This window comes from Bifidobacterium lemurum, from assembly GCF_014898175.1.
Lineage (GTDB): Bacteria > Actinomycetota > Actinomycetes > Actinomycetales > Bifidobacteriaceae > Bifidobacterium > Bifidobacterium lemurum.
Genome location: NZ_CP062948.1, coordinates 2,765,432 through 2,791,135, shown reverse-complemented (window position 1 = coordinate 2,791,135; position 25,704 = coordinate 2,765,432). Strand labels below are relative to the sequence as shown.

24 protein-coding genes are annotated in these 25,704 nt (G+C 61.0%); 8 read left to right on the top strand and 16 right to left on the bottom strand.

The genetic code is table 11. From position 1 onward, the window contains the following. The first annotated feature begins 17 nt into the window (after window positions 1–17). Window positions 18–902: a LysR family transcriptional regulator gene (locus BL8807_RS11190; protein WP_072725423.1), complete on the top strand. Its 885-nt coding sequence runs from the start codon at window positions 18–20 to the stop codon at window positions 900–902. A 74-nt stretch (window positions 903–976) separates the two neighbouring features. Continuing rightward, window positions 977–1,288 carry an aldo/keto reductase gene (locus BL8807_RS11185; RefSeq protein ID WP_158217106.1) on the top strand — a complete coding sequence of 104 codons (312 nt, stop codon included), beginning with the start codon at window positions 977–979 and terminating at the stop codon, window positions 1,286–1,288. Window positions 1,289–1,368: 80 nt separating this feature from the next. Here the strand turns inward: BL8807_RS11185 and BL8807_RS11180 are convergent, their stop codons facing one another. From BL8807_RS11180 to BL8807_RS11165, 4 genes are read right to left on the bottom strand one after another with little or no spacing between them, the layout of a single operon-like run. Further along, entirely contained in the window at window positions 1,369–2,340 is a 972-nt protein-coding gene (locus BL8807_RS11180; RefSeq protein WP_083570184.1) for an aldo/keto reductase, read from the bottom strand. Window positions 2,341–2,400: 60 nt separating this feature from the next. After that, window positions 2,401–5,322 (bottom strand): glycoside hydrolase family 3 C-terminal domain-containing protein, encoded by a 2,922-nt coding sequence (locus BL8807_RS11175; RefSeq protein ID WP_072725419.1) that lies wholly within the window; start codon window positions 5,320–5,322, stop codon window positions 2,401–2,403. Between the two features lie 6 nt (window positions 5,323–5,328). Further along, a complete protein-coding gene (locus BL8807_RS11170) occupies window positions 5,329–5,967 on the bottom strand; it encodes an acyltransferase (protein ID WP_072725416.1) in 639 nt (212 codons plus the stop codon). Between the two features lies 1 nt (window position 5,968). After that, window positions 5,969–7,066, bottom strand: coding sequence for an NADH:flavin oxidoreductase/NADH oxidase (locus BL8807_RS11165; protein ID WP_072725415.1), 1,098 nt, complete (start codon window positions 7,064–7,066; stop codon window positions 5,969–5,971). Window positions 7,067–7,253: 187 nt separating this feature from the next. On the opposite strand from BL8807_RS11165, the gene BL8807_RS11160 reads away from it, so the two are divergent. Continuing rightward, window positions 7,254–8,144, top strand: a complete 891-nt coding sequence (locus BL8807_RS11160; RefSeq protein WP_072725414.1) for a LysR family transcriptional regulator — start codon at window positions 7,254–7,256, stop codon at window positions 8,142–8,144. On the opposite strand, the gene BL8807_RS11155 is transcribed toward BL8807_RS11160, so the two are convergent. Together BL8807_RS11155 and BL8807_RS11150 are read right to left on the bottom strand one after the other, a co-directional pair. After that, window positions 8,141–9,205, bottom strand: coding sequence for an aldo/keto reductase (locus BL8807_RS11155; RefSeq protein ID WP_205408856.1), 1,065 nt, complete (start codon window positions 9,203–9,205; stop codon window positions 8,141–8,143). The genes BL8807_RS11160 and BL8807_RS11155 overlap by 4 nt on opposite strands. 280 nt (window positions 9,206–9,485) lie before the next feature. Beyond that, a complete protein-coding gene (locus tag BL8807_RS11150; RefSeq protein ID WP_072725410.1) occupies window positions 9,486–10,076 on the bottom strand; it encodes a TetR/AcrR family transcriptional regulator in 591 nt (196 codons plus the stop codon). A gap of 189 nt (window positions 10,077–10,265) precedes the next feature. Here BL8807_RS11150 and BL8807_RS11145 point away from each other — a divergent pair, with 189 nt between their 5' ends. Then, window positions 10,266–10,700, top strand: a complete 435-nt coding sequence (locus BL8807_RS11145; protein WP_143147979.1) for a nuclear transport factor 2 family protein — start codon at window positions 10,266–10,268, stop codon at window positions 10,698–10,700. Window positions 10,701–10,967: 267 nt separating this feature from the next. Here the strand turns inward: BL8807_RS11145 and BL8807_RS11140 are convergent, their stop codons facing one another. The 6 genes from BL8807_RS11140 to BL8807_RS12135 form a co-directional block, all read right to left on the bottom strand. Further along, complete coding sequence (locus BL8807_RS11140) at window positions 10,968–12,257, bottom strand: ferric reductase-like transmembrane domain-containing protein (RefSeq protein ID WP_072725408.1); 1,290 nt, start codon at window positions 12,255–12,257, stop codon at window positions 10,968–10,970. Then, complete coding sequence (locus BL8807_RS11135) at window positions 12,254–12,886, bottom strand: flavodoxin (protein ID WP_072725407.1); 633 nt, start codon at window positions 12,884–12,886, stop codon at window positions 12,254–12,256. The genes BL8807_RS11140 and BL8807_RS11135 overlap by 4 nt, the downstream gene beginning before the upstream one ends. Before the next feature lie 210 nt (window positions 12,887–13,096). After that, complete coding sequence (locus BL8807_RS11130) at window positions 13,097–14,140, bottom strand: zinc-dependent alcohol dehydrogenase family protein (RefSeq protein WP_072725405.1); 1,044 nt, start codon at window positions 14,138–14,140, stop codon at window positions 13,097–13,099. A 99-nt stretch (window positions 14,141–14,239) separates the two neighbouring features. Then, window positions 14,240–14,995: an alpha/beta hydrolase family protein gene (locus BL8807_RS11125; RefSeq protein ID WP_072725404.1), complete on the bottom strand. Its 756-nt coding sequence runs from the start codon at window positions 14,993–14,995 to the stop codon at window positions 14,240–14,242. A gap of 87 nt (window positions 14,996–15,082) precedes the next feature. Then, the gene (locus BL8807_RS11120) at window positions 15,083–16,507 is read right to left on the bottom strand and encodes a carboxylesterase/lipase family protein (RefSeq protein ID WP_072725402.1); all 1,425 of its coding nucleotides are present in this window, start codon (window positions 16,505–16,507) and stop codon (window positions 15,083–15,085) included. Between the two features lie 42 nt (window positions 16,508–16,549). After that, complete coding sequence (locus BL8807_RS12135) at window positions 16,550–16,678, bottom strand: hypothetical protein (RefSeq protein WP_264298317.1); 129 nt, start codon at window positions 16,676–16,678, stop codon at window positions 16,550–16,552. Between the two features lie 278 nt (window positions 16,679–16,956). Here BL8807_RS12135 and BL8807_RS11115 point away from each other — a divergent pair, with 278 nt between their 5' ends. Next, complete coding sequence (locus BL8807_RS11115) at window positions 16,957–19,857, top strand: glycoside hydrolase family 3 N-terminal domain-containing protein (protein ID WP_072725400.1); 2,901 nt, start codon at window positions 16,957–16,959, stop codon at window positions 19,855–19,857. A 235-nt stretch (window positions 19,858–20,092) separates the two neighbouring features. Here the strand turns inward: BL8807_RS11115 and BL8807_RS11110 are convergent, their stop codons facing one another. The 3 genes from BL8807_RS11110 to BL8807_RS11100 form a co-directional block, all read right to left on the bottom strand. Further along, a complete protein-coding gene (locus BL8807_RS11110) occupies window positions 20,093–20,950 on the bottom strand; it encodes a LysR family transcriptional regulator (protein ID WP_158217105.1) in 858 nt (285 codons plus the stop codon). Between the two features lie 80 nt (window positions 20,951–21,030). Continuing rightward, a complete protein-coding gene (locus BL8807_RS11105) occupies window positions 21,031–22,044 on the bottom strand; it encodes an aldo/keto reductase (protein ID WP_072725396.1) in 1,014 nt (337 codons plus the stop codon). Window positions 22,045–22,296: 252 nt separating this feature from the next. Continuing rightward, window positions 22,297–22,929 carry a flavodoxin gene (locus BL8807_RS11100; protein WP_072725394.1) on the bottom strand — a complete coding sequence of 211 codons (633 nt, stop codon included), beginning with the start codon at window positions 22,927–22,929 and terminating at the stop codon, window positions 22,297–22,299. A gap of 247 nt (window positions 22,930–23,176) precedes the next feature. Here BL8807_RS11100 and BL8807_RS11095 point away from each other — a divergent pair, with 247 nt between their 5' ends. After that, window positions 23,177–23,383 (top strand): DUF6199 family natural product biosynthesis protein, encoded by a 207-nt coding sequence (locus tag BL8807_RS11095; RefSeq protein ID WP_072725392.1) that lies wholly within the window; start codon window positions 23,177–23,179, stop codon window positions 23,381–23,383. Between the two features lie 145 nt (window positions 23,384–23,528). Here BL8807_RS11095 and BL8807_RS11090 read toward each other — a convergent pair whose 3' ends face one another. After that, window positions 23,529–24,059 carry a MerR family transcriptional regulator gene (locus tag BL8807_RS11090; RefSeq protein ID WP_226847378.1) on the bottom strand — a complete coding sequence of 177 codons (531 nt, stop codon included), beginning with the start codon at window positions 24,057–24,059 and terminating at the stop codon, window positions 23,529–23,531. Window positions 24,060–24,316: 257 nt separating this feature from the next. On the opposite strand from BL8807_RS11090, the gene BL8807_RS11085 reads away from it, so the two are divergent. Together BL8807_RS11085 and BL8807_RS11080 are read left to right on the top strand one after the other, a co-directional pair. After that, window positions 24,317–24,799: a flavodoxin gene (locus tag BL8807_RS11085; protein WP_072725388.1), complete on the top strand. Its 483-nt coding sequence runs from the start codon at window positions 24,317–24,319 to the stop codon at window positions 24,797–24,799. A 135-nt stretch (window positions 24,800–24,934) separates the two neighbouring features. Further along, window positions 24,935–25,456 (top strand): NAD(P)H-dependent oxidoreductase, encoded by a 522-nt coding sequence (locus tag BL8807_RS11080; protein WP_072725386.1) that lies wholly within the window; start codon window positions 24,935–24,937, stop codon window positions 25,454–25,456. The last annotated feature ends 248 nt before the right edge of the window (window positions 25,457–25,704 follow it).

The window sequence follows — 25,704 nt, the reverse complement described above, 5'->3', positions numbered from 1 at the left end:
TTGAGGGGAGGTGCGGCATGCATGATCCGTTGCTGGACACTTTTGTGGTCGTGGCCGACTGCGGCAGCTTCAACAAGGCGTCCGAACGGTTGTACGTCACTCCGGCCTCCGTGATGCACCATATCAACGCGTTGGAGAAGCGGCTTGGATTGCGCCTGTTCGAACGCACCAGCCGAGGATTGTCCCTGACCGCCGCGGGGGAGTCGATACTGAAGGACGCCAAGCGCATGGTCCGCGAGTCGGCGCGAGCCATCGAACGGGCGAAGGCGGCGCAGAATCTCGCCGACCACACGATCCGCATCGGATCATCGTTCCTGAACCCATGCCGGGCGTTCCTCGACTTGTGGAACGAACGGGCCGAAGAACCGGCCGCCTACAACTTCGCCATCGTGCCCTACTCGGACGATCGCGAGCGAATCCTGTCCGTCGTGGAACGACTTGGCGAGGACATCGACGTGCTCGTGGGCGCCTTCAACTCCGCGCGCATGCATGAGATGGCCGACTATCTGCCGCTGGGCGCGTACGACCTATGCGTCGCCATGTCGCCGAACGATTCGTTGGCTGGGAAAGAGCGCTTGGAAGTCGACGATTTGCGCGGGCGTCGTCTGATGGTTCCCGAACAGGAGTCGCCGGGCGAGTTCCAGTCGTTCCTCGACGCCCATCCCGAACTGGATGTGGAGTGCACGCATCGCTTCTACGACATGGACACCTTCAACCGATGCGAGCAAAGCGGCGACTTGCTGCTCACCTTGGACGCCTGGTCGGGCGTGCACCCCTCGCTGGTCACCGTTCCCGTACACTGGAACCTGCGCGTTCCCTACGGACTGCTATATGCCAAACGTCCGGATGATCGCGTGAAGGGATTCGTCGCCGTCGTAGGCCGCATACTGCGTGCGATGTGAGCGTGTGGGGCTGCGGTGCGACGATGGGACTGTGGCTGTATGTGCTAATTCAGTGAGAGGTGCTTATGTGTCTGATGCATAAGCTGTGGCGTGTCATGCATTACGACGCCGCCATGATGGGCGAACCCGTGTTCGCCGAATTGGGTGAGCGGTACGGTAAGACTCCGACGCAGATCATTCTGCGTTGGCATCTGCGGGAAGGAAACGTCGTTCTGCCGAAGACGCTGAATCCTCGACATATGGCTGAGAACATCGACATCTTCGACTTCGAGCTCAACGGTGACGACATGGCCCGCATCGGACAATTGGCGAAACCCATCCCGCAGCGGCCAGAGGATGCGCCCGACTTCGTGCTCAAGCACTACGACTGGGAAGAGCAGATCTGAGCGTCTCGTATGAGACGTTGCCATCAGACGACGAGGGGAGCGGCGATATCGTCGCTCCCCTCGAGATGGCGTAGTATGCGTTACGAATTGCGGCTGGAGGTCTCCATATCCTGCTCCCATTCGCGCAGCGTGTTGACACCGGTCTCATCGCCGAGCCGTTCCAGCAGCGAGACCTCGTCGTCGGCCAGATGCAGCTGCGCGGCTGCGGCGGCCTCCTCCACCTGGCGAACCTTGGTGACGCCGATGATGGGCAGCGTGCCTTTGGCGATGGCCCATGCGATCGCCACTTGCGCCGGACTCGCATCGTACCTGTCGCCGATGGAGCGTAGGGCGTCGGTCAGCCGTTCGATTTCGGCCAGATGCGGATTGTAGGAGTCGCCGCGCCCGGACCCTTGCGGGAAGGGATGAGCCGAATCGTATTTGCCGGTCAGCGCGCCCTGTTCCAACACCATGTAGGCATAGAACGTGATGCCGTGCTCCTTGCAGTAGTCGAGGATGCCCGCGCGTTCCGACGAGCGGTGCAGCAGGCTGTAATGGTTCTGCACCGCCGAGACGTGCAGTCCCGCCTCACCGAGGATCTCGTTCGCTCGGATGATCTGGTCCAGATTATGGTTCGAGACGCCGATGGATCGAATCTGCCCGCTTTTCGCCAGCGCGATTAGATCCGGCGTCCACCGCTCCACTTCCATGGGATTGTGTATCCAATACACGTCGATGACATCCGTGTGCAGCCGTTCCTTGCTGCCGTCCAGCATCTCCTGCATGGCATCGGGGGAGTCGGATGCGATCTGCGGGGTGAACTTCGTCGACAGCAGCACGTTGTCGCGGTCCGTATCTTTGACGAAATCGCCGAGGATACGTTCCGAACTGCCTTCGCCGTACACGGCGGCGGTGTCCCACAGATTCAGGCCAAGGCCCATCGCCGTGTCGAAAACCGGCTTCAACTCACTTTCGGACAGGTGGTTGCCGAACACCTGGTCGCCGCCCGCTACGCCGGAACCCCAGGACCAGGCGCCCAATGCGATTTTCGGCATGGTGGTGTTTGCATTCATGGTTTTTCTCCTTGTTGCTGATGATGGTATTGGTGATGGTCGGCGCGATTGGAATCGAGGCTACCGTTCTCCGGCGCGGCGCTTCATGAAGCGGCGGATGGAGATCGCCACAAGTCCCGCGAGCAGCACGCCGAGCGCGATGTCCACGCCGATCAGAGCGACCTGCCAGATTGGCGTCGACTGTTCCGGCTCGCCGTTCTCATACCGCCAGCTGTTCACCGTGGTGTACAGAATGTTGTGGGTGGCGCGTCGCATGGCATTGAGCGATGTCGCCGACCGGCTGTCGATATGGTTGGTCGTCTCGGTGGAGGCAAGCATCGCGTCGGTGCCGTTACGGATAAGCTGGTCGGCATCCTGATAGCCGTACAGCGCGCCGGAGAAGTAATCCGTTTCGAGGAATCCCTTGAAACCCCATTCGTCGCGCAGTACCGTCTCGTTCAGACCCTCATGGGCGCTCGAATAGACGTTGCCGATGTAGTTGAACGAGCCCATCAACGCCTGCGCGTCGCCGGATGCCTTGACGATCGTCTCGAACGGTTTGAGATAGATCTCGCGGATCGACTGTTCGTTCGCCCAAGTGCACAGCTGGCCGTTGCGTCGCGTCTCCTGCTCGTTGAGCGCGAAATGCTTGGTGAACGAGTAGACGCTGCGGCTCTTCGCGCCGATGACCTGTTCGGCGGCGAGCTCGCCCGTCAGGGTGGGATCCTCCGAGAAGTATTCGAAGTTGCGCCCTCCGAACGCCGAACGGTGGATGTTCACCGATGGCGCATACCAGCCGGACACGTTGATTTCATGCGCCATGTCGCCGATGGTCTCGCCGTAGGCGCGGGCGAGGTCCTTGTTCCAGGTGCATGCCACCACGATGTTCGCGGGCAGGCCGATGGAGCTGACGCCGGTGAAGTTGTCCTTCAGGGCTGCTGGGCCGTCCACGTCGGACAGTCGGATCTTGCCGATCGATTCGATCGCCGCGTTCTGGTAGCCGGCGTTGGCGATCAGGCTATCCATCTCGTCGAAGGTCAGCTGGTCGAGCAGCAGATCCCACTGCTCGTCGTCGTAGTCGACTCCACGCAGGTCGGCCAGCCGCAGTCCGTTGTTGGCTCCGGTTGTCGGCATCTGCTCGTCGGCGTCATCGGAATCAGAAGGATCGTAGTTGCTGAGATTGGTGAACGTGGCCTTATCCTCGTCGCTCATCGAGAAGTCAGTCGGTGCCGCGGTCGCCTCGACGTAGTTGACGAAACGTCCCGACCGGCTCAGATACGTCACGTCGCCGGCCGCGTCATCGAACACGTTGGTGGCCACCGTGACGTCCCCGTTGTGCGTGTTGTCCTCGGAATCGTAGACGACGGTCCGTGGTACGGAGATTACGCTCTCTTCGATGACGGAGTGGGAGTCGGAACGAATCGAGATGCCGTAGTCTCCCGCCTCCAGCACGTATGCCTTCGCATCGCGATAGTCGTAGGAGGCCATGTCGTCATCGTCGAATTCGATGCGCATGGTCTGCGATGCGCCCGGTTCGAGCTCATCGGTCTTCTCGAACGCGACCAAGTTCGCGCTGGCCTTTTCAATACCGCCGTCAGTGTAAGGAGGATTGACGTACGTCTCCACAACATCCTTGCCTGGGGCCGTGCCGGTATTGGTCACCGTCACGTCGAAACTGATCGTGCCGGTCGCCTCGTCGTATGACACGGCTCCTATGCTCTGCTCGAAAGTGGTGTAGCTCAATCCATAGCCGAACGGATACTGCACCGTCTCTTCATAGTTGATCAATCCCTCATCCGCTGCCGTCTCATAGAAACGGTAACCCACGTAGATGCCTTCGGAATAGTTCACGAAAGCGGGGGTGCGGATGCCTCGGGTGGATTCGACGCCGAACTCGTCGACGTTGTCGTAGGGAAAATCGCCGAAATTCTCGTAGGTCGGAGTCTGGGTCAGATCCCGCACGAAGGTGTCGGCGGTTTTCCCTGACGGATTGGTCGTGCCGCGCAGCACTTCGCCGAGCGCCGCGAATCCCGCCTGTCCCGGATGGGGCGCCCACAACACGGACCGGATTTGCGGATAGTCCTCCACGAAGCCCAGTTCGAATGTGTTCGCACCGTTGTAGACCAACACCACATCATCGAAATTATCGGTGACCAGATCGATCATGTCGCGTTCAGACTGGCTGAGCTCAAGATAATGGGTACCTTCGGGGAAATCCTGATATTCGCTGGAATTGTCGGTATAGTTCGCGGCCTTCGGCTTGTTCGATTCGTCATCATAGGTGTGGTCGGTCGCGTTCATGTCGTCGGGGAGGTCCGAGCCTTCGCCGCCCACGCGGCCAATCACGATCATCGCGGTGCTGGAGAACTCCTTTGCGTTGGACAGCAGGCCGTCGTCGTATGTTTCAACCGGGGGCTCGGGCAGCGTCCAATCGGTGTTGGTGATCGATACGTCTCCTCTGGTCGTCGCATAGTCGGTATAGAACCCGGTCAGCTCGTCGTTGGTGTCGAAGCCGCTCATATGGAGGCCGTCCAGCAGCGAGGTGGTGTCATAGGCGTCGGACAGCGCGCCCGATCCGGTGCCGCCGTACACGGGATTCGTCGAAGCCCAGCCGAACACATTGAGCGAGTCCGTGTCCGTCAATGGCAGCATCCCATCATTGTTCTGCAGCAGAGTGATGCCTTCGCGTTCGATGTCGACCGCGAGATCGTTGGTCGTGTCGATGGTCTGCTGCGACAGTTCATAACGGGTGCCCGTCGCCATCGTGATCATGGAATTCAGTGGACCTGTGAGCATCAGGTTGATCGCGACGGCCACCGTGGCGACCGCCGCCACCCACACGCTTGCATGGGTGAGTTTGCGGGTCCCTTGGTTGGCGACGGTTCTGCGATTAACCGCCACGGTCGCCACAAGCGCCACAATCAGCGCGATGGCGATGGCGGTCAGCTGCGGCTGCACGGATTGGATTGTCGCGATGACGTCATCCATATTGATTTCCAGCATGATGTCTCACTTCCTTGTATCGGAATTGTCGTGGTCTGATGGTGTGGATGCCGTCGTGGGCCGTTGCCGTTGCGAAGGGTCGATGACGCGCAGCGTCTTCGCGGGCACTCCTCCCACGATGGTGTATGGAGGAACGTCGTGGGTGACCACGGCACCGGCGGCAACCACCGACCATGCGCCGATGGTGACGCCCGGCAGCACGGTCGAGTTCGAGCCGATCCACGCATGGTCGCCGATGGTGATCGGCGCGTAATGATTGCAGCGATCGTTCGCCGGGCACAGATCGTGGTTGATCGTCGCGAGAACGACGTTGTGTCCGATCAGGGCACCGTCGCCGATGGTGATGCCACCCTGGTCCTGGAATCGGCAGCCCGAGTTGATGAACACGTCCTTGCCGATGGTGATGTTCTTACCGAAGTCCGCTTGGAATGGCGGGAACATGCGGAATGACGGGTCAATTGGCTTGCCTATGATTCGTTGCATGATGTCACGAATCTCATCGGGGGAGTGATACGCCATGTTGAGCTGTGCCGACAAGCGCATGCTTTCCTGACAGACCTCCATGATGACGGCCTCCCGTTGCGGAGTGGGTGTCGCGTTCTCGCGCAGGTCCTGCAGAATCTCATCCAAAGTCGCGTCGGCCATCTCAGCGGAACGCCCCCGCCGCGTACTGCGGCTGATATGGCGCCTGGTCGGCGGAAAGTCCAAGCTCATGCGCGGCGCGCAGCGGCCAATACGGGTCGCGCAGTGACAGGCGGCCCACCTCGATGGCATCGGCTTCGCCGTGCTCAAGAATCGTCTCGGCCTGCTTCGCGTCGAGGATGAGTCCCACGGCCGTCGTCGGGATGTCAGCGCGCTCGCGGACCGCTGCGGCGAACGACACCTGATAGCCCGGCTTCGCCGGAATGGTGACGTCAGGCACGATACCTCCGGATGAGACGTCCATCAAATCGACGCCGTGCACCTTCAGCACGCGAGCCGTGTTGATGGTTTGGTCGAGATCCCAGCCGTTCTCGGCCCAATCCGTGGCGGAGATGCGCACGATCAGTGGCATGGTGTCCGGAATCGAAGCGCGCACCGCGTCGACGAGCTCGACGAGGAAGCGTTGACGGTTCCTGAGACTGCCGCCGTATTCGTCGGTGCGACGGTTGGTCAACGGGTCGAGGAACTGCGAGATGAGATAGCCGTGAGCACCATGCAGCTGAATCGCGTCGAATCCCGCCTTGACAGCCAACGCGGCCGACTTGCCGAAGTCCTGCACGATGGTGTGGATTTCGTCGACGGTCAGTTCGCGAGGCTGCGCGTAATGTCCGAAGGCGATGGGACTGGGGGCCGTCGTCTGCCATCCGCCGTCCGCGGCCGGTACGCTTTGGTCGATGTAGCCGTCGCGGAATGAGCCGGTGGAACCCTTGCGGCCGGAGTGGTCGAGCTGCACCGCGATCGCGCCGCCGGCCTGGTGCACGCCGTCCGTTACCATCTTCCAAGACTGCGCTTGTTCGTCGTTCCATAATCCGACGTCATGCGGGGAGATCAGCCCTTCCTTCGAAACGGCGGTCGCCTCGGTGACGATCATTCCGAACCCGCCATAAGCGCGGGAGACGTAATGCTGGTGGTGAAACAGGTTGGGCATGCCGGTGAGTTTGTCGGCGGAGTAGGTGTCCATGGCCGGCATCCAGATGCGGTTGCGTATGGTCAGGCCTCGCAAAATCATCGGCTCGAACAGTTTCGCGGTGGTGGTGCCCATGGTGTGGGTGTCCTTCCTTGTCTGATTGGGCGTATTGCCCTGTGTTGTGCGCTTGTCGGCTTCCTCGTGCGAGGAGATGTCTGCTATTGTTGAGCACAAAGAATCCATAATCCAATGTTTTTGAATTGTGGTGTCCATAACCTTTACTTATGGATTGTGGGTGGGTGGATGACTAAGGAGGAATGCCATGGATTTGCGGCAGATGCGCTATTTTCTTGCTGTGGCCGAGGAGCGGAACATCACTGCGGCCGCGGAGTATCTTGCCATATCGCAGCCCGCGCTGTCTCGGCAGATGCATGAGCTTGAGGACAAACTCGGGGTGCAACTGTTTGAACGTGGCAGCAGGAACGTCACGCTGACTCCGGCCGGGGAGTTCGTGCGTGAGCGGGCCGAGGAGATCATCGCATTGGCGGAACGCACCGAACTGGAAGTCACGTCATGGGACCAGCCGGTGGCCGGCCCAGTATATATCGGCGCCGCGGAAACCGATTCGATGCGCGTCATCTTGCATGCGGCGCGCAACCTGCAGCGGATGTGTCCCCAGACGAAATTCCATATCTACAGCGGCGACGCGGAGGATCTGATTCCACGGCTCGACTCTGGCCTGCTGGATTTCGCACTGCTGTTCGAGCCGTATGACATGTCGAAATACGCCACCTGCCGGCTGCCGGTCGAGGACCGTTGGGGTGTGCTCATGCCGCGCGACTGCGAATTGGCGCGCAAGGACGCCGTCGTCGCCGACGACGTCAAGCCTCTGCCGTTGATCATCTCCAGACAGACTCGGTTCGACGATTGTCTGATGCGGTGGATAGGCGTGGATGAGCGTGAACTGCATGTGGCCGGCACCTACAACCTCGTCAACAACGCGGCGCTGATGGTCTCCGAAGGGCTTGGCTACGCGTTGTGTCTGGATGGCATCGTGGGCCTGCCGGAGGATTCCGATATCGTATTTCGGCCGCTGAGTCCGAACCTGCCGGCGAAGATGGTGCTGGCGTGGAAGCCGGGGCGTCAGTTCACCAAAACCGCCGACCATTTCCTTGCCGCCGTCAAAGACTATGTGTCCAGCAAAGCCGTTTAATACCAGTCGTGCTTCTCGTTGCGGTCGAGCGCGTTGATGCGGGCCATCTCATCGTCGGAGAGCTCGAAATCGTAGATCTCGGTGTTCTCGAGGATGTGATCGGGATTGCTGGAGCCGGGAATAACCACCACGCCTTTCTGCAGATTCCAACGCAGGATGATTTGTGCCGGCGATTTGCCATGCGTTTGGGCGATCTCTTGAAGCGTCTCATCGGCGAACATCTCGCCGGTATGGCCGCGGCCACCGAATGGATACCAACCCTGCACTACGATGCCGAGTTTCTGGATATATGGGATGACGTCGTTCTCCTGATAGTACGGGTGGATCTCGTTCTGCACCAACGCCGGTGTGACGTCGACTTGCGGCAGAAACTCTTCAAGCTCGTCCACATACCAGTTCGACAACCCCGCTGCACGTACCTTGCCTTCGTCGATCGCGTCTTCGATCGCACGATACGCGGCGACGTCGTTCGTTCCCGGATGGTGCAGCAGCATCATGTCGATATAGCCGATATCGAGCGCTTCCAACGCTTGGTCGATAGCTATTGCGGCACCATCGAACTGGTCTGGATAGAGTTTGGTGATCACGAACACCTCTTCACGAGGTACGCCGGATTCGCTGATCGCCTGTCCCACCTCCTGTTCGTTGCCATAGATATGGGCGGTGTCGATAAGCCGTACACCCGCATTCAATGCTGCGGTGACGGCTTTGGTGCATTCCTCGCCATGCAAGCTATATGTGCCGAGCCCGTTAAGAGGCATCGTGATGCCATTGTTGAGTTCGACGGTGCGTGTGCTGAAATTGAATTGACGAACGATGTCGGTCATGTTGTCCTCGCTGTTCCGTTCGTGTGATTCCTGTGATTCGTCGCCCCGCATGACGGAGACGTTCCCGGATGCGCATCCCGACAACGCTCCAAGCCCACACAGAGTTAGACAGACGATGGACAGTAGGAGTGCGATGGTGCGGCGAAAGCGGTGGAAAAAGTCGGTCATAACTCGAATCCTTCCGAAGTCTGTCGGTGCAATGCCGGTGCGGCTGTTCGTCAGGCGCTTGGGCACCGCCGTTTGATGTCAGTATGGGCTTTGCGGAATCGATAATCCAATGCCATGTGTATGTGCTTGCCATAACGGCAGGGTATGGCAAGCCCGAATGATGATGGATTGTATAACAGATGAATGAAAACCAATCAGCATAAAATACTCATATATGAGTAAATATAGGCTAAATCATTAAATACTGCTCATATATGAGTATGTTCAGATTCATATGATTGATGTGCGCGGCCCATACGACCTGACGGACCTTGACGATGTCGATGCTGGGAATGTCCGAGCTCCATTATGTCTGCGTCAGTGAGAATCCTCGGAAGATGTAGTTCATCTGGAAGACGATGAAACGTTCGAGGGACACGCCGCCCGGGTCGGCGAGCCATGCGGCGATGGTGGAGGTCAGCGCGGAGGCGTAGAACTCGCATACCAGATCGCGTTCGCGCCCGTATCTGGGAGCCTGAGGAGGCAGATTGGCCTCGATCAGCGGCTTGAGCATGTCCTTGAACCGACGCGAGAACGAGGGATCGCCCCGGTCGGAGAGCAGCACGGCGACATACTCCTGATACTCCTCGGCGAACGACAGGATGTCGCTCATGTGCGCGGTCAGCTGCTCATACGACGGCGCCTCGTTCGGCGACTGGTCCATCGCGTTGATGCGGTCGAAGAACTCGTCCTCGATGTGCGTGAGCACGTCGCGCACGCCACTGAAATACTCGTAGAACGTGGCGCGGCTGTATCCCGCCAGCGCGGTGATCTCGCGCACGGTGATCTTGTCGATCGGGCCGGTGCAATACAGTCGCCAAAACGCGCGGATGAGTTTCTCCCGCGCCTGGGATGGACGTCTTTCACGCGCGGAGACTGCGGTATGTTCGCCTTGCATTGTGATGCGCTCGCTTTTCTGCGGAAAATCGCGGGTTTTCGTCCAGCATACCTTACACATTGTCAGAGTGTGTCTGAACGTTGGTATTTCAGTGAAAACTACACTGAATATCGTCCGGTTCCCAACACAATGCAAGGTGAAGGCGGCCGGCTTTACGCAATCAATATGGAATATGAACCCCAAGGAAGGATGGCATGCACAATGGCCGACTACGCTGAGACGAGCGCGATGGAGGAAGCGATCAAGGACCGTCTGGAGACGGGATTCCGCAACTGGAACGGCGGCTACGACGGTTGGCTGGAATGGTGCAACACCCTCTACGAGCCGGATGCCTACTACAACATCCCCTTCAACGGATCCCAGCGCCGCTGCACGCTCGAGGAATACAAGGGCATGATGGGGCAGCTGTTCGAGCACTTCACCATGGAGCTAGGCGCTTTCGACAACATGATTATCAAGGGCGACTGGGCCGCGATCAGGTATACGGTGAAGGTCAAGAATCTGGACACCGGGGCGGAGATTCTCCAGCACACCATGGAATTCGTCAAGTTCAAAGACAACAAGGACGAGCGCGGCGTGCGCGTCGTGGAAGGCTGGGCCCTGTCCGATTCCGCGCTGTGCTGAATCGTTGTTCGCGCCTCCGCCATTCAGCGCGAATCATCACGTCATCCTGAGCGGAGGCCGCTAGGTCGGAGTCGAAGGATCTCATAACGGCCACCCCCATCCATGAGATCCTTCGACTCCGCTGCGCTCCGCTCAGGATGACAGAAGAGAATGGGCGTGCCCGCTCAGGATGGTGAAAAGGGCACTCAGGATAACGAGAGCGAGCTTAAAGGCAGGGCGGGGCGAGACTTCGCTGAGAGGTCTGAGATGGCGGACGAAGGAGCTCTCTTACCAGGTGAACGGTTCGGTGAAGATATCCGATCTGCGCACGCCGTTGCGGCGCAGCATCGTTGTGATCGCGCGCAGCATGGGGGAGGGGCCTCCGATCAGATACAGGGCGTCGGGCCTGGTCGCGTCGGCGAGCTCCTGTTCGCTGAACTGGCCGACCAGCAGACGCAGCGTGCTTGCCGATTCCGCCGCCCATGCGGTCAGCTCGTCCTGTCCGATGAGATCGTCGGGCGTGCGTGCGGAATACAGCATGGTCACCTTGCGGCCATGTTCGGTGCAGTACTGGGCCACCGGTATCAGCGGCGTCACGCCGATGCCTCCGGCGTAGATGACCACAGGTCGTCCGCTCCCACGTTCCTCCAAGAACCGGCGGTAGCGTCCGAACGGACGCAGCATGGCGACCCGCATCCCTTTGCTTATGGAAGTGCCGAGCAGCTTAGTGAAATCACCGTCGGCACGGATGGCGAACGTCATCAGGCCGACCGTATTCGGCCGGTTCATGATGGAGAACGGATGGTATTCGCCCATGCCTTTGACCCCGGGGAAGCGTAGGAATACGAAATCGCCCTCCTCCCACGAGTCGGCCAATGCGGAAACACGCACCTCGAGACTCCACACATCGCCGGAAAGCCTGCGAATGTCGACGACCCTGCCTTGCGGTGCCAGAACACGGTCGCGGAATTTCACCCACACATACACGGCCGCCACAACGGCGGCATAGGCGTTCGCCGTGGCGACGAACGCCGGCATCATCGTGAAATACCAGACGAGATTGAAATGCACGACCACGATGGCGGTCGCCACGATCAGCAGGCGGTGCAGCCACACGTTGACCTCATGCCGGCCCACGCGTTCGATCGCCCGCCGCAGCGCCTTGGCCGGAGCGAAACGCTCCGAAATCCAACCCGCCATCGTGACCAACGCGACCACCACCAGCGCCAACAGCATATAGAACGCGACCTGACCGGTCAGCTGGGTCAGTCCGGCGGACGGCAAATCAAGCTGGTGAAGGAACGCGAACACCAAAGCCAGCACGCCCAGCACGCCATGCATCATATACATCTTCGGCAGTCCGATCAGACGGTCCAGCCAATGCGGGCGCGTGGCGAGCACGATGGCCTCCAGCATCCACACGTAGGCGACGAGCCCTGCGGCGATGCGCGGAATCAGCGCGGCGATCATCGCCGGCGCGCAGACGACGAACACCGCCACCAGCGTCGCCGGAATCACAACCAGCAGTGCGATCCAGACAAGAGGCACAATCAGACTTAGGCGATGGGATGCGCTCATAGGCCAAGGCCTTCAACCCACGAGCGAACGTCGTCATCCGAGGTCGAGGAGCCGAAACGCTGCCCCTCCAGCCAGTCTCCGGTACCGGCGAGCTCGGCCAGTTGACTGCCGCTCGAACCGAGTCCCGAGCTGGCCGAAGTGCAGAACGGCACCACCGTCTTGCCGGTGAAGTCGTTCGCCGCGACGAAGCTGCTGGTGGGCCATGCGGCGATGCCCCACCAGATTGGGTAGCCGATGAACACGACGTCATAGGAATCCCAACCGTCGACGGCAGCGGAGACGAGCTCCACGTCCCTGCTGCCGGGGTCGTCGTGCTCGCGCGAAACGCGGCTGTCGCTGTCGGTCCAATCCAAATCGTCATCGGAATACGGATCCGCCGCCTCGATCTCGAACAGGTCGCCTCCGGTCGCCGCGGCGATCTGCTCAGCCACGGCCGCGGTGGTGCCGGTGGCCGAATAGTAGGCCACCAGAACGGTGGCATCGGTGACGGGTTCGGACGTGTCCGTGGACGAACCTGAGTCGTTCTGCGCGGAATCCGTCGATGATTGCACGGAATCCGTTGAAGAGCCGCAGCCGGCGAGGCTTGCGACGAGTGCCAGACTGAGCGCCACGGTGGTGAACTTCTTCATGATGGATCCTTAATCTACGGGGTTTGGGTGTCTCATCCGTGAAGGATGTGCCGTCAGCATACGGTGAACGGCGATGGCTCATCAAATGTGCGGACAATATGGAACCGCATGCCTTTTGCGCATAATGCGCGTGGGACTCGGCCATCAATCGTCGTGCGTTGGCGAATGACGGCCAACGGCCCACGCGTGGGGCCGGCGGGCTCAGGCGTCTCAGCCGACATGGATCAGGGATTTGATGGCGCGGCGCTCGTCCATCGCCTGGTAGGCGTCCTGCACATGGTCGAGGTCGAAGGAGACGGTGAACACCTTGCCCGGCTCGATGCGGCCGTCGAGCACGGCGTCCAGCAGCACGTTCCTGTCGTAGGTGATCACCGAGGCGGGGCCGCCCTTAAGGCCAACGTTGCGCCAGAACAGTGCGTTGACGTCCAATTTCGCGGCATCGATATGCGGCACGCCCACGCGTCCGATCGTGGCACCCGCGCGGGCGACGGCCAGAGCGGTCAGCGTGGACTGCTCCGAGCCGACGCATTCGAGCACGGCGTCGGCGCCGTCGCCGCCGGTGAGTTCCATCACACGCTCCACCGCCTCGTCGCCGCGTTCCGGCACGACGTCGGTGGCGCCGAACTCGCACGCTACGGCCTGACGGTCGGTATGGCGGCTCATGGCGATGATGCGTTCCGCGCCGAGCATTCTCGCGCCCAGCACACCGCACAGTCCCACCGCGCCGTCGCCGAACACCACGGCGGTGTCGCCGGGCTTGACCTCGGCGCTCACGGCGGCGTGATAACCGGTGGCCATCACGTCGGACAGGGCGAGCAGCGAGGCGCGCATATCAGCGGAATAGTCATCCGGCGTTCCGGGAATCCTGATCAACGCGCCGTCCGCGTTGATCGCGCGCATGACCTCGGCCTGATAGCCGGCGTTGCCGCCCGGCTCCACATTGGGGCAGTCGGCGTCGAACCCGGCCTTGCATGCGGCGCAGCGGCCGCAGCCGTGGGTGAAGGGCACGATGACGAAATCGCCCGGCTTGATTTCGCGCACGTCGGTACCAACCTTCTCGACGATGCCGATGGCCTCATGTCCGGCGAGCGAGCCGTGCTGGCGCTGGGAGATGCCTCGGAACCACCACAGATCCGACCCGCACACGCATGCGTCGAGCACGCGCACGATGGCGTCGGTCGGCTTCTCGATCGCAGGCTCCGGCACGTCGTGGACCTCCATGACGCCAGGTTCCACAAATACGGCTGCTTTCATAGTCATAGTCCGCACTCCTTCTATCGTTCGCGCTCCACTGGCGGAGCGTCGTTGGGATACGGGACCGACGATATTCTCCGGTAGCCGTTACCGGTCAAATCAAGACACGCGGCGCGCGAGAAAATCGCAAATAAGCTCGGTGGCGTGATTCGCGGCATCGGGGGAGTAGGCATGTCCGGCACCCCTCAGCGTCTCTAGAGTGGCGTGAGGCAACGCTTCGGCCGCTTTTCGGGATGCGGATATCGGCACCAGTGTGTCGCCGTCGCCATGGATGATCAGCACGTCTCCCTCGTAGCCGGAAATGGCGTTGAACACGTCAAACCCGTTCACACTGGCGAAATAGTCGTGCCCCACATCCATCAGCATATGGAAGTAGGACTCTGGAATATCGTTCTTGTCGGGGAAGAGGCGATTCGCGTCATCCACCAGAGAGAAGGCCGGCGACGACAACACCATCGCCGCGACGGCGTCCGGTCTTGCGGCGGCCGTGAGGGCCGACACCACACCGCCTTGGCTGTATCCGAAAAGAAACAGGTTGTTACGATCCACGTCGTCGCGTCGAAGCATGGCGTCGATCACCGCGTTCAGGTCGTCCCGCTCGGTGAAGACGGTCATGTCGAGAGTGGATCCGTCGCTTCGGCTGGATGGGCTGCCTCCTCGAAAATCAAGGCACGCGACCAGGAACCCTCGTTCGGTCAGCGCCTGCGCGTACCGCAGTCCACCTTGATGGGAGCCGCCGAAACCGTGCGAGTAGATCACCGTCGGCAATTCGCCGTCGGCATGTTCCGGATGATGCAGTTCGACGAAGACGCGTCCGTTTCCTCCGTCCACCCATGTCTCTTCGGTCCGCATCATGATGACTGCCTCCTCGCTGATAATCGTGTTACCGCTGAGTATAAGAGACGGTAGCGGCTGCCGGTCAAGTCGGTGACGCGCCACACTTCAGTACTGGTAATCCGGCGCGAGCAGGGACATCAGCGCCTGGTCGTGGTGGTGGACCAGCTCGCTGTCGTCGTCGAGCAGCATGGTCGTGCCGGACTCGCGGGTATAGGGCTCCCATTCGGGCAATCCGTCCGCGGCGGGCACGCCGGTGCGCGCGAAACTCACCCATGCCTGGCTGATGTGGTCGGCCAAGGCATCGCCGCTGACGTTGTCGAAGACGTAGGGGATCTCCGCGCCGTGATACGACCCCATCACGCCGTTGGAGTGGGTGAACACGTAGGCGTACACGTCCGCCCCTCCCTGATCGGCCTTATGCGACATGATCTTGAGCATCGGCAGACGGATCAGCGTATCCACCCGGCTGGCTTCGAGCCCGCCAACGTTGGGATACGCTTCTTCGACGGCCGCCGCGATGGCGTCGGCGTTGTCTTGCGGTACGTCGGTCGGGGCGCTCATACCAGTCCATTCGTTGAGATTGCTGCCGATCAGCAACGTCACATCCTCGCCCGCGGCCGCGAAGGAATCGTCGGTGACGGGGTTCGTGGGCAGGAAGTCGCCGTCCACCACCGGCCCCCACTCCATCTGATAGCCATCGCCCAAAGGAGCGGGAATCCGGTATTCGTCCGCGGTGGTCTGCAGCGCGGCGGTCGCGGCATCCTGAAGGTCGGACACCGAAACGGTTTGCAGGTCGTCGATGTTCTCGGCGGTGATGTTCAGATTGTCGAGCAGGTGCTCGGTCAACGATTGGCTCTGCTCCTTGGTGGCGAAGGTGACGCCCATCGTCTCGGTGGCGCCGCTTTGCACGATGGCTTTGCCGAACAGTCCCTTGGCGCTCGGCGCGCTCATCAAGGCGAGCTGTTTGGCGCCGCCGCCGGATTGCCCGAACAGGGTCACGTTGCTTGGGTCGCCGCCGAAGTAATCGATGTTCTCCTGGATCCATTCGAGGGCGGCGATGATGTCGGTGAGTCCCACGTTGCCGGAATCCGCGTATTTCTCGCCGTACGCGGACAGGTCGAGATGGCCGAACACGTTGAGACGGTGGTTGACGCCCACCACGACCACGTCGCCGCTGGCGCTGAGGTTCGCGCCGTCATAGTTGCGCTCGTTGGCCGATCCGGTGGAGAACCCGCCGCCGTGCAGCCACACCATCACCGGGCGGCGCTCGCCGTCGTTGATGCCGGGCGTCCAGATGTTCAGATTCTGGCGGTTGTTGTCGGCCGTATCGTCGTCTTCGGACGCGGACATGCCAAGCATGGATCCCTGCGGTGAGGTCGCCCCATAGGAATTGGTGGTGAGCACGCCATCCCATGGCTCCACCTCCTCGGCGGGAACGAAGCGTTCGGTCGCCCGCGCGTAAGGCACGCCGAGATATCGGTACACGTCGCCTTGCATGGCGCCCTGCACGTCGCCCGCTTCGGTGCGCACGACGGTGCTGGACGAGGCTGGCAGATCCTGATAGGCCGGCGGCTATGGGAAGTTCCGACGAATGACGGCGACGATGACAAGGGCGACGACAACGAGCACCGCCACGATGGATGTGACGATGATCGCTATTTTCTTCTTACGACTCATCGGCTGGCGTGTGGATGCGTTCATGATGGCAAGACCTCGTTCCTGATTCGCTTTCTCGACGAATATGTCGTGAGAATATGCGTCAAGCGTATGGATTGATGCTGCTGCCCCGTAAGCTCGCTACCCGTTCCGCCTATAAGAAACCTGCATCAGGCTATTCATTATTTGCATAGCCCAATGCAAGGGTTCGCGAGACGACAGCCGGGCGTCCGCCTTAGCATGGCAGCATCTCCCCACCGCCCGCCGTCCATCGGCATGCCGGTGGGCCGGTCAATCCCAACGCAACTCAAAGGAGAGAGCAGATGCTCAGTATCAATTGGAGCGATGTGATCAACGTGCTCGCATCCGTGGCTCCGCATCTCATCGCGATCGGCATCGCGCTGATCGTCGGCATCGTCGTGACGGTCGCCGTCAACACGCGCACTGTGCGGGCCACGTCCGTGCGCAAACTGGTTCATGGCGAGACCTGGCTCGCAGTGCTGGTCGCCGCCGTGGTCGCCGTGACGCTGATGCTGTACGGACCGTTGTTCAGCCTGCTGAACAACGCCACCGCCGAGCGCCATACGCTGCAGGAGAGCACGGTCGCCGCGGCCAACGACCTCGGTCCGCGCATCCAAGACGAGGCCATCACCATGCTGAAGAACGATGACGGAGCCCTGCCGCTGTCCGCCGGCAACATCAACGTGTTCGGCTGGGCCTCCACCAATCCCGTGTACGGCGGCACCGGATCCGGCGCGCTGTCGGACACCTATCCCACCGTCTCGCTGATCGACGGACTCGAGCAGGCGGGATTCACCGTCAACCAGGATCTCACCGACCTGTACGCCTCCTACCGTGCCGATCGTCCTGAAGTCAGCCTGTTCGCCCAGGATTGGACGCTGCCCGAGGTGCCAACCGCGCAGTACGGCGACGATCTCATCGCCGACGCCGTCGACTTCTCCGACACCGCCGTCATCGTGCTCGCCCGCGTGGGCGGCGAGGGCGCCGACCTGCCAACCGACATGAAGGCCGAAGGAGTCACCTACACCAACAACTCCGAGGATTACGAGGATTATCAGGCCGGCGAGCACTTCCTGCAGCTCAGCCAGACCGAACGCGACATGATCGATCTGGTCACCTCGAACTTCGAGAACGTCACGCTGGTCTACAACGGCGCGAACACCTTCCAGCTCGACTTCCTCGACGACTATCCGCAGATCACCTCCGTGCTATGGTGTCCGCCCGCCGGACAGGCCGGATTCACCTCGCTCGGCGCGGTGCTCGCCGGTGACGTGAACCCCTCCGGTAAAACCTCCGACACCTTCGTGCGCGACCTGACCGCCACCCCCAGCTTCAACAACTTCGGAGACTTCGAATTCGACAATATGGACGAGTTCCAGATCCCCGAGGACGACCCGTTCGCGGCCAACGCTGTGCCCACCTTCGTCAACTATGTGGAGGGCATCTACATCGGCTACAAGTTCTACGAGACCGCCGCCGACGAAGGCCTCATCGACTACGACGAAGCCGTGCTCTATCCGTTCGGTTACGGCCTGAGCTACACCACCTTCAGCCAAGAGATGGGCGACGTGACCTATGACTCCGACGGCACGATCAGCTTCGACGTGACCGTGACCAACACGGGCGACGTGGCCGGCAAGGATGTGGTCGAGGTCTACTACAACCCGCCCTACACCAACGGCGGCATCGAAAAGGCCTCCGCGAATCTGGTGGCCTTCGACAAAACCGACGAGCTCGCCCCGGGCGAATCGCAGACGCTGACCGTCGAGTTCGCCGACGAGGACATGGCCTCCTACGACGAGAACGACGCCGAAGCGTACGTGCTCGAACAGGGCGACTACGTGGTGTCCATCAACACCGATTCGCATACCGTGATCGACGAGCGGACCGTGACCGTGGACGAGACCATCGTCTACGACGAGTCCAACCCGCGCTCCGACGACCAGGTCGCCGCCACCAACCAGTTCGACGACGCGGCCGGCGACGTGACCTATCTGAGCCGCGCCGACGGATTCGCGAACTACGCCGAGGCCACCGCCGCGCCGAGCACCTACTCGCTGGCGGACGAATACAAAGCCAACTTCGAGAACAACGGCTCCTACGACCCAGCCGACCACAACAACGCGGACGACGTGATGCCGACCACCGGCGCCGACAACGGCATACGCCTGGCCGACCTGTACGGCGCCGACTACGACGACGAGCGTTGGGACGACCTGCTCGACCAGCTCACCTTCGACGAGATGGACACGCTGATCGCGCTCGGCGGCTACGGTACCCAGGCCATCGACTCCATCGGCAAGATCGCGCTCACCGACCTCGACGGCCCGGCCTCGCTGAACAACAACTTCACCGGAGTCGGCTCCGTGGGCTTCCCCTCATCCACCTCGTTCGCCTGCACCTGGAACCAGGATCTGGCCCGCGAGTTCGGCGAGATCATCGGCGACATGGCCCACGACATGGATGCCTCCGGCTGGTACGCGCCGAGCATGAATCTGCATCGCTCCGCGTTCGGCGGCCGCAACTTCGAATACTATTCGGAGGATCCGCTGCTCACCGGCACGATGGCGGCCACCGAAGTGGCAGGTGCCCGCTCGCGCGGCGTGTACTCCTTCATGAAGCATTTCGCACTCAACGACCAGGAAACCAACCGTTGGTCGATGCTCACCACATGGTCGAACGAGCAGGCCATCCGCGAAGCCTATCTCAAGCCCTTCGAGATGTCCGTCAAGGACGGCGGCGCGCAGGCCGTGATGAGCGCCTACAACTACATCGGCGTGACCTACGCCGCCGCCTACGCTCCGTTGCAGCAGACCGTGCTGCGCGACGAATGGGGCTTCAACGGCATGGTGCTCTCCGACTACTTCGCGGGCTTCGGCTTCCAGAACGCTGACCAGATGATCCGCAACGGCAACGACATCATGCTCTCCACCACGGACGTGACCAACCACGTGACCGACCGTTCCGCCACTTCGATGATCGCCATGCGCAACGCGGCGCACAACATCCTGTACACCGCGGTCAACAGCTACCACTACGAGAACGGAGAGCCCGAACGGACGATTCCGATCTGGCAGACCATCACCTGGGTCGCGGTGGGGGCACTCGCGCTGCTGACCGTCGGACTTGAGGTCGTGTCCATCCGGCGCTTCATCCGCCGTCGTCGCGAAGAAGGCGCGATCCCTGTCCCCTCCGACGAGTGAGATCCGATCGGCCGACCGGCCGTTGCTAGATCCGCTCTATTGCCTGACGTGGCGTCCGGGTTCCTCCATTCCCGGACGCCACGTCTTGTTATAGGCGATATGGTCGTGCCTCATGATGAAGGTGCGGCCCCGAACGAAGACGCGGCGAGAGGGATGTCTCCAGGCATGCGGAAAGCGGCGCTCGCCACGTTATCTCAGGGAGGATTGGGTTTATTCGTAGGCCTCTGAAGGGTTCCTACGGACGAGCCGCCACAGCCGTGACGAACGCGTTGAGGAACCCGGCGTCGTCGGCACGGCACACGCAGTGGAATTCCGCCGTGGCGTCGGCGTCGGTGATTCTGACGAGTTTGCGGTCGCGGACGGGTCGCTCGTAGATGCGCATGGACGCCTTGGTGACGAAATACAGCAGATCGGTGGTTTGCGCGATGGCGACGAACGATTCGGAATCGGATTGGCGCAGCAGACGCGAGGCAGGCAGATGCTCACGGCACACATCCTCCCAAAAGCCGATGCCGTTGAGCAGCAGGATGTTGTAGCCGTTGAAGTCTTTGAACCGCATCTCGTCGAACCGCGCCAGAGGATGGGTTTGCGGAACGGCCAGATACAACGTCTCCGTCATCAAAGGAGCGCCGATCAGACTCAGTTCCTCCAAAGTCCCCTTGGCCGGATTGTTGAGGATGACCATGCGGTAGGTGCCGTCCGACACTCCTTCGAGCATGTCGTCGTCTGATTTCATCTCGCTGGACACCGTCATATCGGGCTGCATCTGCGAAAGGATCCGCGACGCCTCCCACAGCGGGGCCGGCGCGCAGGAGGCTACGGCGATGGTATGGCGGCTGCGGTCGTATTCACGCACATGACGCATCATCTCATCATGCATGGCAAGCAGACGGCTCGCGTATTCGACCGCCATCTCGCCGTTCTCGTTCAACGCGATGGTATTGCGGTCGCGATCGAACAGCGGCACTTTGAATTCGCTTTCCAGCCGGCGCATCGTGCGGCTGAGCGACGGCTGCGACATGTGCAGGCTGCGGGCGGCGCCGGACAGTGTTCCCTTCTTCGCGAACGCGACCAGCTGTTCGAGATCCTCCATATCCGACATATCCCATGACTGTACACCATGTGGACATGCCGGGCGACGCCGCCCGCCCATAACCGCCGGCCGAATCCCGGTCAGGAGTTTTCGCGGATGCGGCTGCCGCCGAATACGTCCAAATCCATATGGTCGAGTGTTTCGTCGATGGTATAGATCTCGTCGGCGGTGAGCGTCACCTGCGAGGCGGCGAAGTTCTCCCGCAGGCGCGCGGGTTTCCTCGATCCGGGGATGGGGATGATCCACGGCTTCTTGCACAGCATCCACGCCAGCGAGATCTGCGCGGCGGTTGCCTGTTTATCGTGGGCCAGCCGTGCGACCAGTTCGGTGAGTCCCTGCGCTTTGCGTCGGCCCTCCTTGCCGAACTGCGGCATGGCGGCGCGATAGTCCGCCGCGTCCGAGAACGTGGTCGAAGCGTCGTAGCCGTTGGTGAGGAATCCGTTGGCCATGGGGGAGAACGCCACCAACGCGACGTTCAACTCCTCCAAAGTCTCGAACAGCGACTCATGCCAGCGGGCCATCATCGAATACCTGTTCTGCACGGCGGCCACGGGGCAGACCGCATGGGCGCGGCGTAGATACTCCTCGTCGGCCTCGGAGATGCCCCATGCTCGGATCTTGCCTTCACGGATGAGCTCGCCCATGATGTCCGCCACCGTTTCCGGTGAGGTTTTGGGGTCGATGCGGTGCTGATAGTAGAGGTCGATGGTGTCGACGCCCAAACGTTTCAGACTGCCTTCGACTGAACGGCGGATGGTATCCGGCGAACTGTCGGTCGTGAGCGTGCGGTCCGACGCGATTGTGATGCCGAATTTCGTGGCGACCACGACGTCATCGCCCATGTCGCGAATCGCCTCGCCCACCAGTTCCTCGTTGTATGCCGTGCGCCCGTCGGCGTCGATGCCCGTGTAGCTTTCCGCGGTGTCGAAGAACGTATAGCCCATCTCGTAGGCCTCATGCAGCACATGGACCGCTTGGTCTTGATCCATAGGAGCGCCGTAGCCGTGGGTGAATCCCATGCAGCCCAGTCCCAGCGGAGATACTTCGATTGCGGATCCGCCAAGTACCCTGTGTTGTGTGTTCCCTTCGCCCATATCCACCATCCTTTCCGTTGTGTTTTCGCCGCGTTTCCACTGTTCCGTCGGTGATGTGTGGCGCAAGCGCGCTACGGCTTGCTATGAGTTCATGCTATGCGCCCGTCTGCGGGTGGCATGTAAGGCTTCGACAAACACCCATGCGCAATGCGCATAGCTTCATACGTCGGCGGCATAGGCCGTGAGCTGATGTCCGCCGCCATCCTTTCGGCACATACTGATGGCCCATCCACGCTGGATGGGCCATCTCTGTTACAGATTCAGGCTGGCGACCCAGTCTTGAACATCCGATTCGGATGCGTTGGATGAGAAGCGCTGGCCTTCCTGCCAGTCGCCGGTGCCGGCGAGTTCGGCCAGCTGGGTGGCGCTCGATCCGAGTCCTGAGCTGGTGGAGGTGCAGAACGGAATCACCGTCTTGCCGGTGAAATCGTTCGCCTCGACGAATCCGTTGACCGGCCATGCGGCGACGGCCCACCAGATCGGATAGCCGATGAACACGGTGTCGTAGGAATCCCAATCGGGCACTTCGGTGGTCGTCAATTCCACGTCGCGCTGGTCGGGGTTGTCGTGTTCGACGGAGACTCGGCTGTCGTCGTTCGTCCAGTTGAGATCGTCGTCCGTGTACGGCTCGGACGGTTCGATGACGAAGATGTCGGCGTCGGCGGCGTTCGCGATGGCGTTTGCCACCTCTTCCGTATGACCTTGGGCCGAGTAATAGACCACGAGCGTCGATCCGTCACCGCTGGTGGTGGGGGTGTCGGTGCTCGTCGACGAATCGGACTGGGAAGTATCGGAATCCTGCGCGTCGGACTGCGAGGTTCCTCCGCAGGCGGCGAGGCTGGCGGCAAGTACGATGCTCATGGCCGCGGCTGCGATTTTCTTCATGGGAATCATCCTCCTAGGGTCGGTTGCGGTGGATGATTCGACCCTAAAATCCGGTAACCGCTACCGGTCAAATTCGCGACATGCTCTGAGCGAAAGATCCTTCGACTCTGGGCTTCGCCCTCCGCTCGGGATGACGCAGCTCATGGCTAAGTGGACGTAATCAGGAAAAGAGCTGAAAAGATCGCAGATATACTTATGATTGCCGTAAGGGCAGGCAAATCAAAAATCGGAAGTTCAAGGTGGGATAATGTACATTGTTTTAGGCCTTGTGCTGATTGCCATCGGACTTCTTATGGTCATTGAACCGAAATCCTTCTATGAAATCACCCAGGGTTGGAAAAATGACGGTTATGCTGAGCCCTCCCAGCTATTTATTATCTCGACAAGATTTGGTGGAGCCATGTTTATTTTGGTGGGTTTGGCTGGCGATATCATCTTGTTGTTCTTTTCTTGAATATGATTTGGGACAGATAACAGCCGCCACTGGAATCCGCCCTCAAGCGCGGTATCCTTCGTCGCACTGAGGAGCGTAGCATCCTTCGTCAGCCTGAGCGGAGCGTAGCGAGGCGCAAGGATCTCACTGCCCCATATGAAACGCATCACCGCAAGGCCCCGACGAGGTGCCGTTCGGCGGGGAACTCCGGCTCGTTGAACGCGGCGAGCTCATCGGGCATCGTGGCATCCGGGTCGTCGACCTCGATGAGGTTGCTGTAGTACTTGGTGCGTCCTTCGAGCACGCCGTCGTAGAACTCCTGTTTGGCGTCGATGTAGTCGATGCTGCGCTGGATCTCGGCCATGCGTTGTTCGAGAATCTGCCGCTTTGCCTCCAGAATCTGCTTGCGTTCGGGAATCGAGGACTCACCTTGCAGGCACAGGTCGAGGTATTCCTTCATCTCCGCGGTTCCCATGCCGCAGGCGCGCAGGCAGTTGAGGGCGCCGATCCACGCGATGTTCTTGTCGTCGAACACGCGGCGGTTGTTCTCATCCCGGCGGACGTTGGGCACCAGCCCCGCCTTGCAGTAGAACTTCAGCGTCTCGTAGCTCATGTTGACGAGTTTGCAGGCCTCTTTCATCGAATACATCGTCGCATCCTTCCGCAATGGCGTGTCGCCGATTTGACCGGTAGTCACTACCGGCTCCTATGGTCAACGATAACACGACAACAACAATCGACCTAGGAGTTCATATGAACAACATCACCTTGGGCAACGGCGTGGAGATCCCCGGATGGGATTCGGCGTCTTCCAGATTCCGCCACCCGTCATCCTGAGCGGAGCGCAACGAGGCGCAAGGATCTCTTCCCCAGGCACGTCCCGATTTGACCGGTAGCAGCTACCGGAGAGTAATGTCGGTGCCAACCCGTCCATCCATCCAAAGAAGGAGCATCATGACAACACTTGTGGCCTACTATTCCGCCGAAGGATACACCAAGCGCGTCGCCGAGACCATCGCCGACGCCACCGGCGCCGACCTGTTCGAAATCATCCCGGCCGACCCCTACACGGACACCGACCTGGACTGGCGCGACGCCAACAGCCGCGTCGTGCGCGAACACGACGACCCGACGCTGCGCGAAACCCCACTGGACAGCGCGGCCGTGCCGGATTGGGACTCCTACGACACCGTACTCATCGGCTACCCGATCTGGTGGGGTATCGCCGCATGGCCCGTCAACGGATTCGTCACCGACAACGACTTCGCCGGCAAGACGGTGGTCCCGTTCTGCACGTCCGCCAGCTCGCCGCTAGGAGACAGTGACACCCGTCTCGCCGCGCTCGCCGACGCGGGAGACTGGCGTCCCGGCCACCGCTTCCAATCTGCCGTGTCCGACAATGACGTGCGCAAGTGGGTCGAGTCGCTGGGAATCTGACGGCCATCGCATGATCGCCGGGCGGCGTCATTCCCCAAAGGCATGGGTTTCGCTGTCGGCTTGGCATTGGTGACGCGCGGCCTCCTGACTTAGCATGAGGGGACTTGTGACAGGAAATCTGGAAAGGACACGAGTATGGCGAACACGCTGATTCTGGCATTCCATCCGAATATGAACGAGTCGCGGGTCAACCGCCGTCTGTTGGAGGCGACGCGAGGCATGGCCGACGTGACCGTGCGCGACGAGTATGTGCTCTACCCGGACTTCGCCATCGATGTGAAGGCCGAACAGCGCTTGGTCGAGGACCATGACCGCATCGTGTGGCAGTTCCCGTTCTACTGGTACAGCTCGCCCGCGCTGCTCAAGCAATGGCAGGACGACGTGCTGGAATACGGGTGGGCGTACGGCTCCACCGGAGACAAGTTGCACGGCAAGGAGCTGATGGTCGCCGTCAGCGCGGGCGGCGCCGGCGAGAAGTACACGAAGGACGGCGAATTCGGCATCACCGTGCCCGAACTGCTCGCCCCCATGCGCGCGACCGCCAACCACATCGGCATGACCTGGCTGGATCCGTTCATTCTGCCGGGCACGCTGAACCTCTCCGACGACGAGCTGGAGGCGGCCGCCGGCCGGTATGCGCAGGCGTTGGGTCGATAGTCTGTCGGCCGCGGGATGCCAACCCCGAGAAAGAACTCAAAACGGCTTGGAAGGCCTTCCTCCAAGCCGTTTTTTCGTATGGTCTCGACACGGAAAGACACGCCCGAAAGGGACTTGCGTGGTCGACGGGTCTGCTAAAGTAACACGTTGCAAGCGGCCCCCGACACGACGGTTCGACCCGTTTGCCAGGAAGTCGCCATTATGATCGCCGCATTCCGCGGGCTTTCGTTATGCGCCCCCTTGCTTTG